The organism is Pseudomonadota bacterium, from assembly GCA_016195085.1.
GTDB lineage: Bacteria > Pseudomonadota > Alphaproteobacteria > SHVZ01 > SHVZ01 > JACQAG01.
This window is the reverse complement of the sequence record JACQAG010000090.1, coordinates 1-11,695: the sequence shown is the minus strand read 5'-3', so window position 1 is coordinate 11,695 and position 11,695 is coordinate 1. Positions and strand designations below refer to the sequence as shown.

Sequence of the window (11,695 nt, the reverse complement as noted above, 5' to 3'; positions counted from 1 at the left end):
CTCGCCAAAATCGACAAACCGCCCCCGCTTAATCCCAACCGCCGACAACCAACCGCCTCCCCCAACCAGGGAACCTTCAGCTATGCATGACTTTCCCCGGACACCCGTGCGCATCGCGGGAGAGGGAGGGGCCCGCGCGAAGCGTGGGAGGGTGAGGGTTTCCCTGCACGGTTCCCCCGACGATCGTCAGTATCATTCCGCCGCCTTCGCCGACGTCGGATCGAAGCCGTATTTCTCGCGCATATAGGCCTGCGAGAACTTGCCGCTGCGATAGTCTTCCGCCAGATCCGCCGGCGCCCGTTCGGCGGGCTTGCCGTAGCCGCCTGCACCCGGCGTCTCGATCACCACCGCCGCGTCGGGCGTAAGCGCTACCGAAGACGGCTTCGTTGAAAGCATGGTCTCCGTGCCCTTGCCGTCGCGCAGCAGGAATCGACCGGTCGCACCCGGGCCGCCGCCGAAGACGCCCCAGGGGCGGTTGACGAAGCGCTCGCCCTGGCCGCTGAAGATCGCGGTGTGCCCCACGGGCCTCACCACCCGGCGCAGCCCCATGCCGCCGCGATGGCAGCCGGCGCCGCCGGAATCATCGACGAGGCCGTAGCCTTCGACCAGGAGCGGGTATTCCATCTCGATCGCTTCCACCGGCAGATTGGAGGTGTTGGTCATGTGCACCTGCACGCCGTCCTTGCCGTCCTTGGTCGCACGGCCGCCGAAGCCGCCGCCCAAGGTCTCGAGATAGACGTAGTCCTGTCCGGTGCGCGGATCCTTGCCGAAGAAGACCGCCGTGGTGTTGGCACCGTTGGCGGCACCCACCGCGGCGTTGGGCATGACCGGGGCGAGCGCGCCCACGATCACATCGACGATGCGCTGTGCGGTGTTGCAGCGCGCGGCGACCGCGGCCGGAAACGCCGCATTGACGATGCTGCTTTGGGGTGCGGCGATCTCCACCACCTGCATCAGCCCGTGATTGTTGGGCACGTCAGGATCGAGGAGGCATTTGAGGGTGTAGAGGACCGCCGCCTGGGTGGCGTTGATGGTGCAGTTGATGTTGCCCTGGACCTGCGGCGCGGTTCCCTCGAAGTCGAAGCGGATGCGGCCCTGGAGCTCCTTGGCGCCGACATCGATGCGGAGCCGGATCGGGATGTTGGTGGTGTCGATGCCGTCATCGTCCATGATGTCGGCAAAATGATAGGAGCCGGGCGGGATCTGGGCGATGCCGGCCAGCATGCGGCTCTGGGTGCGCTCGATGATGCCGTCGAAGGCGGCGATCAGCGTGGCTCTGCCCTGGCTCGCCGCCAGCTCGGCGACCCGGCGCGCACCCAGCCGGCAGGATGCGACCTGGGCGAAATAGTCGCCGCGACGCTCCTGCGGCACGCGCGCGTTGAGCAAGAGCAAATCGAGCACGTCCTCCACCAGCTCGCCCCCGCGGAAGAGCCGGATCGGCGGCACGCGCAAGCCTTCCTGGTAGATCTCGGTCATGCCGCCGGCCATGCTGCCCGGCGACATGCCGCCGATATCGGCGTGGTGGGCGATGTTGCAGACGAAGCAGAGGAGCTCGCCGTCGATGAAGACCGGCATGGCGAGGTTGATGTCGGGCAGATGCGTGCCGCCGGCGACGAAGGGATCGTTGCCGACGAAGATGTCGCCGGGGCGCATGTCGGCGACCGGGGTCTTGGCCAGGACCGCCGTCATCAGCCCCAGCATCGAGCCCAAATGGATGGCGAGCGAGTTCTCCGCCTGCACCACCAGCCGCCCCCGCGCATCGACGAGAGCGGTCGAGTGGTCGTTGCGTTCCTTGATGTTGGTCGAGTAGGCGCTCTTCATCAGAGCGATGAAGCATTCGTCCGCGATCGAGCGAAGCCCGTTCGAGAGGATCTCGAGGCCGATCGGATCCAGCTGGGGAGCCGGCTTGGTCATATCGTCACCTCGAGGATGAGGTTGCGCACGGGATCGACGGTGAGCTTGTCGCCGGGAAACAGCAAGGTGGTTGCGTCGAGCTGCTCGATGACCGCCGGCCCGACGAGCGCCACGCCGGGTTCGAGCCGGCCACGCTCGAAGACCGGCGTCTCCACCGGCCGGTCGGCGGCGAACCAAACCGGGCGGCGGTGGTTCGCCTTCGGGGCGGCACGCTTGGAGGCGGGCTCGGGCCTGGTCTCCGGACGCGGCAGGCGGCCGAAGGCGATCAGCCGAAAATTGATGATCTCGATCGGATCCTCGGGGTTGTGGAAGCCGTAGCTGCGCTCGTGCTCGGCGAAGAAGCGTTGCTTCAGGCTTTCCGTATCCGGCAGCGCCTCCGCATCCTCGATCGGCACGGCCAATTCGAAGTTTTGCCCGACATAGCGCATGTCGAGCACGATCCGGGCGGTCCGCTCGGATGGAGGAATGCGCTCGGCATCGAACCAGATTGCGGCCTCGCGGCGGAGGTCATCCACGAGCGTGCCGATCGACGCTGCCTCGCTCTCGGCCAGGCGCGTCCGCGCCGTGCGCACGAAGCTCTCCCGGAGATCGGAGACGATGAGGCCTTGCGCGCAGAGGATGCCCGGTGCCAAGGGCACCAGCATCTTAGGGATGCCGAGGCTGCGGGCGACATCGGTTGCGTGCAAGGGACCCGCACCGCCGAAGGGCAGGAGCGCAAAGCGCCTGGGATCGTGGCCGCGCTCGACCGAGACGGCGCGGATGGCGCGCACCATGTTGGCGACCACGATGCCGATGATGCCGTGGGCGGTGCGCTCGACCGCGAAGCCGAGGCGCTCGGCCAAGGGCTCGATGGCGGCGCGCGACGCCTTCTCGTCCATGGGCATGCCGCCGCCCAGCAGCCCCCGAGGCGACAATCGGCCCAGCACCAGATTGGCGTCGGTTACGGTCGGGCTGGTGCCGCCCTTGCCGTAGCAGGCGGGGCCAGGCACGGCGCCGGCGCTCATCGGCCCGACCTTGATGAGACCGTCCTTGTCGAACCAGGCGATCGAGCCGCCGCCGGCGCCGACCGCGTTGATGTCGACGCTGGGCAGCCGCGCCGGGTAGCCCTCGATGCGCCGATCGAAGGTGGTGCCCGCCTGATAGTCGCGGATCAAGGCGACGTCGGCGCTGGTGCCGCCCATGTCGAGGGAGATCACGTCGGGGATCCCGGAGAGCCGGGCCATGTGGATGGCGCCGACGGCGCCCGCCGCCGGCCCGGACAAGGCGGTGCGGATCGGGAAGCGCCGGGCGCGCTCGACCGACATCAGCCCGCCGCTCGACTGGTTGATGCCGATGGCGGCTCCCGGCGACAGCGTCCGCATGCCGGCCTCGATGTCGCCCAGATAGCGGGCCATCACCGGCTGCAGATAGGCGTTCAAGACCGTGGTGGAGAGCCGCTCATATTCGCGGAACTCCGGCTGCACCTCGGAGGAGATGGAGATGTAGAGGCTGGGCAGCGCCTTGGCGAGCGCGGCGGCGATCAGCCGCTCATGCGCGGGATTGAGGAAGGCGAAGATGAGGCAGACAGCGCAGGCATCCGCCCCGGCGGCGGCGACCCTGTCGACCACGCCCTGAACCCCGGCCGCGTCCAACGCGCGGAGCGCCTTGCCGTCGGCAGTCATGCGCTCGCCCGCCTCGAAGCGCCGTTCGCGGGGCACCAAGGGTATCGGGTGATCGGCCTGGAAGTCGAACATGCGCGGCCGGATCTGCCGGCCGATCTCGATCAGGTCGCGAAACCCCTCGGTGGTGACCAGCGCCACCTTGCCGCCGCGGTGCTGGATGAGCGTGTTGGTGCCGACCGTGGTGCCGTGGGAGAGCCTCGCGATATCGACGGCCCGTATGCCCTTCGTCCGGCAGAGCTGGCTGATACCGTCCAGCACCGCATCGGCGGGGTTCGCGGGCGTGGAGGGGATCTTGTGCAGATGCACGGTGCCGCTGGCATCGTCGAAGGCGTAGAAGTCCGTGAAGGTGCCACCGACGTCGACGCCGATTACCCAAGCCATTGCTGCCCCAGACGCTGCCCAAGCCCACACGAGTGCGGCGGCGAGTTTGGCCGACAACGTCCCGTGCAACAAGGTGCCAGACGGGTGGATCGAGTCTTGCAGCGACCTCATGCTTCGACAAGCTCACCATGAGGTCAGCATTTTGAGCCTCATGCTGAGCTTGTCGAAGCATGAGGTCGCCGCGGACTCGGTCCCTCCTTGCGGTTTGGCCGCCTGGCCCGGTTGTAGGTCGTCGGTCGGACTGCTATATCCCTACCATCTCAAAACCGGGGCATGGACCAATGGACGAGGGCGCCTTCCAGGTGCTTGCCGATGCGACCTTGCGAGAGCTGATGACGGCGCTCGATGACGACCTCGGCGACCTCGCCGATGTCGACCTCGGCAACGGCATCCTCACCATCGAGCTCGAGTCCGGCGCCAAATACATCGTCAACAAGCAAAGTCCAAACCGCCAGATCTGGCTCGCCTCGCCCACGAGCGGCGGCTGGCATTTCGAGCATGCCGGCGGCGACTCGAGCCCCTCCCATTGGCGTGCGACCAAGGGCGGGACTACGCTCGCCAGCCTGTTGGCCGATGAGCTCGCCAGAGCCACCGGCGTCGAGCTTCGGCTTGGCTGAGGGAATGCGCGACACCGTGGGCCGGTCGGGCCTGGCCGGCGCGAAGCAGGCGGAACGGCGCTTCGCGCCGCTCCTGGCGCTGGCCTCCTATCTCCGCCCCTATCGCCTGCAGATCCTAGGGGCCGCCGTCGCCCTCGTCGTCGCGGCTGCGACCGTGCTCGGCCTCGGCGCCGTGCTGCGGCGTCTCGTCGATGACGGCTTGAGCGGCGGCAATGCCGCCATGCTCGACCGTGCCGTGATCGGGCTCTTGGCCGTTGTCGTGGTGGCCGCGGCGGCGACCTATGCCCGCTACTTCCTCGTCTCCTGGATCGGCGAGCGGGTGATCGCCGATCTGAGACGCGCGGTCTATGCGCGGGTCCTCTCCTTGAGCCCCGGCTTCTTCGAGGTCACACCCACCGGCGAAATCCTCTCGCGGCTGACCTCCGACACCACGCTGGTGCAGACCGTGGTCGGCTCCAGCGCCTCGGTGGCGCTCCGCAATCTGCTTTTGCTCGCCGGCGGCACCGTCATGCTGGCGATCACCAGCCTGAAGCTGACCTTGATGGTCTCCTTGATCGTGCCCCTGGTGCTGGTGCCGATCCTGGTCTTCGGGCGCAAGGTGAGACGCCTCAGCCGCGACAGCCAGGACCGGATCGCCGATGTCGGCGCCTATGTCGACGAGACCTTGAACGCGGTGCGCACGGTCCAGGCCTTCACCCATGAGGCGCATGACCGAATGCGCTTCGGCGGCCGGGTCGAGGATGCCTTCGCCGCCGCCGTCCGTCGCATCCGCGCGCGCGCACTCCTGACCGCCGTCGTCATCTTCCTGGTCTTCGGCGCGGTCAGCGTCGTCCTCTGGATCGGCGGCCGAGACATGCTCGCCGGCGAGATCAGCCCGGGCCAGCTCTCGGCCTTCGTCTTCTATGCCATCGTCGTCGCCGGTGCGGCCGGTGCCGTCAGCGAGGTCATCGGCGAGCTGCAGCGCGCGGCCGGCGCCATGGAGCGCTTGGTCGAGCTCTTGGCGACCGAGCCCGACATCAAGGCGCCGGCCGACCCGGTGCCGCTGAAGACGCCGGCGGCGGGTGCGATCGCCTTCGAGCGCGTCACCTTCCACTATCCCTCGCGGCCGGATCGCTCCGCCTTGAGCGAATTCTCGCTGGCGGTCGCCCCCGGCGAGACGGTGGCCCTGGTCGGGCCTTCCGGTGCGGGCAAGTCCACGGTCTTCCAGCTCTTGTTGCGCTTCTACGATCCCGGCGCGGGCGTGGTCAGGCTGGACGGGGTCGAGCTGGCCCTTGCCGATCCGAGCCAGGTCCGCCAGCGCATCGGTCTCGTCCCCCAGGAGCCGGTCATCTTCTCCGCCAACGCCTGGGAGAACATCCGCTATGGACGGCCCGAGGCGAGCGACGCCGAGGTGAGGCAAGCGGCAGAGGCCGCCTTCGCTGCGGAGTTCCTCGACCGCCTGCCCGACGGCTTCGGCACGCATCTCGGCGAGAAGGGTGTCAGGCTTTCCGGCGGCCAGCGCCAGCGCCTGGCCATCGCGCGCGCCATCCTCCGCGATCCCGCCGTGCTGCTCCTGGACGAAGCGACCTCGGCGCTCGATGCCGAGAGCGAGCGCGCCGTGCAGCAGGCGCTCGACCGCTTGATGGCCGGGCGCACCACGCTTGTCATCGCGCACCGGCTGGCGACCGTGCTCAAGGTGAAGCGCATCGCCGTCATGGACCAGGGCCAAGTGGTGGCGACCGGCAGCCATGCCGAGCTCATCCGCTCGGGCGGCCTCTATGCCAGGTTGGCCGAGCTGCAGTTCGAGGAACCGCGGGCGGAAGCGGCGCGGCTGTCGGCGGATTAGCGCGAACGCCGACTCCGAGTCCCCGCGGCGCCGTCGCTCCGGCAAAGACTCGCCTTCGTCCCTGAATCCGAGTGCGCGGGATGGGGACGTCGGGACGAGACCCCGGTCGCGACAATAAGTATTTGTTATATCTAGATAAAATCTGCGACTCCCACTGTCCCGGCCGTTGGGCCGCGCCCAGCCTAAGAGTGTCGAGCTTCGGGAACAACTCCGCCCATATGGTAACTAATACCATATGGTATCCAGAGCCATCGTATGATGCTAATTTCTGGTCCGATGTGCGGGCCCTACGAGGCGGCAAATGAGCAACATGAAGATCACCGTCGGCGGCGCGATTGAGGATGAAGCGGCGCGCGGTTTCGTCGATGCCTGGCGCCGTGCGGAGCGTGGCAAATCCTTCCGTGAGCGACACCTGACATTCGAGAGTTGGGCCGCGCTCGCCCGCGTACTCACAGGTAAGCGGATGGAACTCCTGCGTTACGTTCGCCGGCACGAGGTCGCGAGCGTCCGCGCCTTGGCGAAGGCGCTGGCGCGCGACTACAGCAATGTTCACGCCGACGTCCAAGCGCTGACTGCAGCAGGACTTCTCGACACGACGGACGGCGGCGTCAGGGCCGACTACGACGCGATCGAAACCAAGATCGCGATCTAATAAGTCACTACGCCGATCTCTCGGGCAACGGCACGACCTGATCCCTCCGCAACGCATAGGTGACCTGGCGGATGGAGCAGCCACGGGGCTTGGACCACACGCTGATCTCTCCGGTCCTTTTGAAGCCGAGCTTTTCCAGCACGCGACCTGAGGCAGGATTGTCCGCGGCACGGCCGGATGTGAGTCCCGCGAGGCTGACTTGGTCGAAGGCGAAACGCATCACCGCTTCCCCGGCCTCCGTGGCATATCCCTGGCTCCACCATGGCTCCCCGAACCAGTAGCCGAAACTGCCGGAGCCCTCGGCGATGTCATCGACGTCCGCGCAGCCGATCACCGAGCCGGCGATGGTGACCGCGAAGCGATAGGCGGTGCCCGCGCGCCATTCGCCCGCATGGCTCGCAAGCCAAGTGCGCTCGTCGGCCATAGTCAGCGGGTGCGGCGCCATGCGCAGCATACGGATAACGTTCCAGTTCGACTTGATCTCGACCACGCTCGCTGCGTCCGCGACCACGAAGGGACGCAGGACAAGACGCTTCGTGGTGAGAGTTGCAGGATCCAATCGCGGGCCTGACGCTACGGGCTGTTGAGCCCGCCGACGGTCTCGGCGATCAGCATGTCGACCACCCGCGCCAAGGCTTCCTTGGCCGTGGCACCTGCCGTCAGCGCGTCGCGGTATGTCAGAAGCTGCCGGTCGGCGCTGGTGCCGCGCTGGACGATGCGGCGGGCATCGGCGATCTCGGCGGTGCAGCCCAGGGCCGCCGCGTCCGGCTGGATCAAAACCAGGATCTCTTCCAAGAGATCAGCATAGGGCATGACGCGTCCCTTGCCGAAATCGACCAGGCCTTCGTCCATGCCGTAGCGCTGGGCGCGCCAGCGGTTCTCATCCACCAGCATGCGCGCATAGACCCGCCAGCGCTGGTTGCTGCCCTTCAGGCGCCAGAGCATGCGCAACAGGCATTGATAGAGGGCGGCGATGGCGATGGCGTCCTCGAGCCTGGTGCACACATCGGTCAGCCGCATCTCCAAGGTCGGGAACCGTGCCGAGGGCCGGAGATCCCACCAGAGCTTGGTCGCGTCCGCGATCAGGCCCGCCTGAACCAGCACGTTCACGTGCCGCTCATACTCGCCCCAGCTGGCGAACTGCTCGGGCAGGCCGGTGCGCGGCAATCCCTGGAAGACGCTGATGCGGTAGGATTTGAGCCCGGTGTCCTCGCCCAGCCAGAACGGCGAGGAGGTGGACAAGGCCAGGAGATGCGGCAGGAAATAGCCGACCTGGTTCATGAGATCGATGCGCAGATTGTCGTCGTCGATGCCGACATGCACATGCATGCCGCAGATGACGAGGCGCCTGCCCACGCCCTGCAGATCGCGGGCCAGCTCCTGATAGCGCTGCCGCTCGGACGGACGCTGTGCGGCCCACTCGGCAAAGGGATGGGTGGAGGAAGCGACCGGCGCCAAGCCGTAGCGCGCCGTCACCGCCGCCACCGTGCGCCTGAGCTTGGCGAGGTCGGCCCTGGCTTCGCCGACGGAATTGCATTTGCGCGTGGCGACCTCGATCTGCGATTTCAGGAACTCGGGCGTCACCTGGCCTTCCAGCAGCGCCTGGCATTCCGGCAGCAGGGCCTCGGGCGGCTCCGGCACGAGATCCCGGCTCTTCACATCGACGAGGTGGTACTCCTCCTCGATGCCGATGGTGAAGCTGGGCTGGCTCGCGGGCATGGCTCAGGCGCTGGTCTTGATGGTCTGGGTGTGGTCGGGGTTGACCCGGTAGAGCCGGGGATCCGCCAGGATCGGCCCCAGCGCATCGCCGAAACGATCGGCCCAATGCGCCGCGCCGATGTCGTAGGTGATGTGCTGGTTCCAGGCCGAAGCGGGGAGACCGAGATCGCCCAAAGCGCTCGGCACGGCGCTGGAGGCGTGGTCGCACAGCAAGAGGAAGGGTGCCGCACCCTCTTGGCGGAGCGTGGTGACCGCGGCCGGGTCGTCGGGACCGAGAAGCATCGCTACGGCCGCCTTAGAACCGGTCGACCCGGAAAGGGGCGAGGTCGATCGAGGAGGTTCGGCCGGCGACGAGATCGGCAATGAGGCGGCCGGTGGTGGCGCCCTCGGTCAGGCCCAGATGCGAGGCACCAAAGGCATAGAACACATTCGCGTGGTGCGGGCTCCCGGAGATGACCGGCAGCGAGTCCGGCAAGGACGGACGATGGCCCATCCACTCGGTGCCGCCCTCGCTGTTGAGGCCCGGCAGCACGATTTTCGCCCGCTCCGCCAGAATCCGCGCCCGGCGCCAATCCGGCGGGGCCTCCAGGCCCGCGAGCTCGACCGTGCCGGCAAGGCGCAGGCCCATCTCCATCGGCGTCATCACCCAGCCGCCCATAGAGATGGTGCGCCGGGGCGAGGGTCCGGGATTGGGGAGGGTCAGGTGATAGCCGCGCTCGGTCTCCAAGGGCACGCGGGAGCCGAGCCAGCGGGCAATCTCATGGGAGCGGGCGCCGGCGGCGACCACCACCGCATCCATGGCGATGCTGCCGGCGTCGGTCGTGAGCGCCGTCGCCCCGGCCTCGCCGATCGCCGCACCGGTCACCCGCGCCTGGGCGATGGTGCCGCCATTGCCGGCGAACCAGCGCGCCAGGCCCGCCACAATCTTGTAGGGGTCGAGCACGCGGCCCCAATCCGGCTGATAGACCGCCAGCTCGTAGTTGGGCGCGATGTCGGGCTCCATCTGCCGAAGCTCGTCCCGGCCGACGATCTCCAGGCCGACGCCATGGGCGCGCTTCAAGTCCCAGCTATAGAGCTCGGCCTCGTAAGCCGCCCGGGTTTCGTAGAGCGTCAGGCAGCCGTCGCGGCGCAGGAGATCGACGAGCCCGGCGTCGCGCAACAGCGGCATGTAGTCGTCATAGGTGGGCGCCAGCAAGCCGGCGAGCGCGGCCGCCGCGCGCTCGACCTGGGCCTGCGATCCGGCGCGCCAAAAGCGCCACAGCCAGGGTGCGAGCTTGGGCAAATAGCGCCAGCGGATCGCCAGCGGACCCAAGGGGTCCATGAGCCAGCCCGGCACCTGGCGGAGCGTGCCCGGGAGCGACAAGGGCACGATGCTGCCGACCGCGATGCCGCCGGCATTGCCGAAGGAGGTGCCGCGGCCGGGCTCGACCGAGTCGATCAAGGTCACCCGGTTGCCCTGGCGCAAGAGCTGGACGGCAGCGCAGACCCCGATGATGCCGGCGCCGATGACGGCGACGTGGCGATTTGGCGCGGGTTTGGCGGCGGCGTCATGCATGGCGGCAGGGAGATTAGCCTCCGCTCCGGGCGTTGCAAGCCTCGCAGCCGCATGGCAGAACCCACGGCATGGCAACGCACACCTTCTTTTGCGTGGACGCGCACACCTGCGGCAATCCGGTCCGAGTGGTCGCCGGCGGCCAGCCGCCGCTCAAAGCGAAGGATGCCAGCGGCAGGCGCGTGGAGTTCATGGCCGACTGGGACTGGATCCGCCGCGGCCTCATGTTCGAGCCCAGGGGCCACGACGTCATGTCCGGCAGCCTGCTCTATCCGCCGACGCGGCCCGACTGCGATGTCGGCATCGTCTTCATCGAGACCTCCGGGTGTCTGCCCATGTGCGGCCATGGCACCATCGGCACGGTGACGGTGGCGATCGAGCGCGGGCTCGTCGCACCACGCGAGAAGGGCGTGCTCAAGCTCGATACGCCGGCCGGCCTGGTGGTGGCCGAATACGGCGAATCCGGCCCCTTCGTCGACTGGGTCAAGCTCACCAACGTGCCGTCCTTCCTCTATGCCGAGGCGGTTCAAGTCGACTGCCCCGAGCTCGGAGCGATCACCGTCGATGTCGCCTATGGCGGCAACTTCTATGCGATCGTCGAGCCTCAGGCGAACTACCGCGATCTCGAGGATTATTCATCCCTTGATCTCATCCGCATCAGCCCGGAGCTGCGCCGCCGCTTGAACGCAACCGGCCACTACGCGCATCCGGAGAATCCGGCGATCAAGGGCTTGAGCCACATTCTCTGGACGGGAAAGCCCAAGCACGAGAAGGCCGATGCGCGCAACGCCGTGTTCTACGGCGACAAGGCGATCGACCGCAGCCCTTGCGGCACCGGCACCTCCGCCCGCATGGCCCAGCTCGCCGCGAAGGGCAAGCTCAAGACCGGCCAGCGCTTCACCCATGAGAGCATTATCGGCAGCCTGTTCGAAGGCACCGTCGTCTCAGAGACCACGGTCGGCAACCGGCCGGCGATCGTGCCTGCCATCCAAGGCTGGGCCCGGGTGACCGGGCTCAACACGATCTTCATCGACGACCGCGATCCCTTCGCCCACGGCTTCCTCGTGGCCTGAGCTGAAGGCGTCCGGCATCCGGTCCCCTCTCCCATGGGGAGAGGGTCAGGGTGAGGGGCAGCGGATGATCGGCTTCGATGCTGGGAGATTGCATCATCCCACCGCACACCGATCACCGGCGCTACCTCCCCTCACCCGCGCTTCGCGCGACCTCTCCCCGTGGGCTATGGCGTTCACGGAAATGATTCCGTGGTGAATGCGAATCTGATTCAAAGGAGTAGGGCTGGTTTTGCCGGAGGCTTTGCCATGGCCTTTGGGGACGTTCGGGTTGCGGCACGGGCGGATTGGCTGATCGAGCGGG

10 protein-coding genes are annotated in these 11,695 nt (G+C 67.7%); 4 read left to right on the top strand and 6 right to left on the bottom strand.

Annotated elements, in window-relative coordinates; genetic code table 11:
* Window positions 1-192: 192 nt before the first annotated feature.
* Window positions 193-1,914 carry a hydantoinase B/oxoprolinase family protein gene (locus tag HY058_22450; protein ID MBI3500064.1) on the bottom strand — a complete coding sequence of 574 codons (1,722 nt, stop codon included), beginning with the start codon at window positions 1,912-1,914 and terminating at the stop codon, window positions 193-195.
* Window positions 1,911-3,956 carry a hydantoinase/oxoprolinase family protein gene (locus tag HY058_22445; GenBank protein MBI3500063.1) on the bottom strand — a complete coding sequence of 682 codons (2,046 nt, stop codon included), beginning with the start codon at window positions 3,954-3,956 and terminating at the stop codon, window positions 1,911-1,913. Before HY058_22445 ends, HY058_22450 begins: the two co-directional genes overlap by 4 nt.
* Window positions 3,957-4,237: 281 nt before the next feature.
* Here HY058_22445 and cyaY point away from each other — a divergent pair, with 281 nt between their 5' ends.
* The 3 genes from cyaY to HY058_22430 all read left to right on the top strand — a co-directional run bounded on the left by cyaY (window position 4,238) and on the right by HY058_22430 (window position 7,050).
* Window positions 4,238-4,573 carry an iron donor protein CyaY gene (cyaY, locus tag HY058_22440; protein ID MBI3500062.1) on the top strand — a complete coding sequence of 112 codons (336 nt, stop codon included), beginning with the start codon at window positions 4,238-4,240 and terminating at the stop codon, window positions 4,571-4,573.
* A 4-nt stretch (window positions 4,574-4,577) separates the two neighbouring features.
* Window positions 4,578-6,398, top strand: coding sequence for an ATP-binding cassette domain-containing protein (locus tag HY058_22435; GenBank protein ID MBI3500061.1), 1,821 nt, complete (start codon window positions 4,578-4,580; stop codon window positions 6,396-6,398).
* Window positions 6,399-6,699: 301 nt separating this feature from the next.
* Window positions 6,700-7,050, top strand: coding sequence for a hypothetical protein (locus HY058_22430; protein MBI3500060.1), 351 nt, complete (start codon window positions 6,700-6,702; stop codon window positions 7,048-7,050).
* Between the two features lie 7 nt (window positions 7,051-7,057).
* On the opposite strand, the gene HY058_22425 is transcribed toward HY058_22430, so the two are convergent.
* The 4 genes from HY058_22425 to HY058_22410 all read right to left on the bottom strand — a co-directional run bounded on the left by HY058_22425 (window position 7,058) and on the right by HY058_22410 (window position 10,324).
* Window positions 7,058-7,561 (bottom strand): GNAT family N-acetyltransferase, encoded by a 504-nt coding sequence (locus tag HY058_22425; protein MBI3500059.1) that lies wholly within the window; start codon window positions 7,559-7,561, stop codon window positions 7,058-7,060.
* A 62-nt stretch (window positions 7,562-7,623) separates the two neighbouring features.
* Window positions 7,624-8,769, bottom strand: a complete 1,146-nt coding sequence (locus tag HY058_22420; GenBank protein MBI3500058.1) for a carboxylate-amine ligase — start codon at window positions 8,767-8,769, stop codon at window positions 7,624-7,626.
* Between the two features lie 3 nt (window positions 8,770-8,772).
* Window positions 8,773-9,051 (bottom strand): hypothetical protein, encoded by a 279-nt coding sequence (locus HY058_22415; GenBank protein MBI3500057.1) that lies wholly within the window; start codon window positions 9,049-9,051, stop codon window positions 8,773-8,775.
* Window positions 9,052-9,064: 13 nt separating this feature from the next.
* Window positions 9,065-10,324, bottom strand: a complete 1,260-nt coding sequence (locus tag HY058_22410; protein ID MBI3500056.1) for an FAD-binding oxidoreductase — start codon at window positions 10,322-10,324, stop codon at window positions 9,065-9,067.
* Window positions 10,325-10,392: 68 nt separating this feature from the next.
* Here HY058_22410 and HY058_22405 point away from each other — a divergent pair, with 68 nt between their 5' ends.
* Window positions 10,393-11,394 (top strand): 4-hydroxyproline epimerase, encoded by a 1,002-nt coding sequence (locus HY058_22405; protein MBI3500055.1) that lies wholly within the window; start codon window positions 10,393-10,395, stop codon window positions 11,392-11,394.
* Window positions 11,395-11,695: the final 301 nt, after the last annotated feature.

Bases quoted from the DNA above. Each gene is read 5' to 3' on its own strand.
- HY058_22445 (MBI3500063.1), bottom strand. From the start codon at position 3,956: ATGGCTTGGGTAATCGGCGTCGACGTCGGTGGCACCTTCACGGACTTC.
- HY058_22410 (MBI3500056.1), bottom strand. From the start codon at position 10,324: ATGCATGACGCCGCCGCCAAACCCGCGCCAAATCGCCACGTCGCCGTC.
- HY058_22430 (MBI3500060.1), top strand. From the start codon at position 6,700: ATGAGCAACATGAAGATCACCGTCGGCGGCGCGATTGAGGATGAAGCG.
- HY058_22450 (MBI3500064.1), bottom strand. From the start codon at position 1,914: ATGACCAAGCCGGCTCCCCAGCTGGATCCGATCGGCCTCGAGATCCTC.
- HY058_22435 (MBI3500061.1), top strand. From the start codon at position 4,578: ATGCGCGACACCGTGGGCCGGTCGGGCCTGGCCGGCGCGAAGCAGGCG.
- HY058_22415 (MBI3500057.1), bottom strand. From the start codon at position 9,051: ATGCTTCTCGGTCCCGACGACCCGGCCGCGGTCACCACGCTCCGCCAA.
- HY058_22405 (MBI3500055.1), top strand. From the start codon at position 10,393: ATGGCAACGCACACCTTCTTTTGCGTGGACGCGCACACCTGCGGCAAT.
- cyaY (MBI3500062.1), top strand. From the start codon at position 4,238: ATGGACGAGGGCGCCTTCCAGGTGCTTGCCGATGCGACCTTGCGAGAG.
- HY058_22420 (MBI3500058.1), bottom strand. From the start codon at position 8,769: ATGCCCGCGAGCCAGCCCAGCTTCACCATCGGCATCGAGGAGGAGTAC.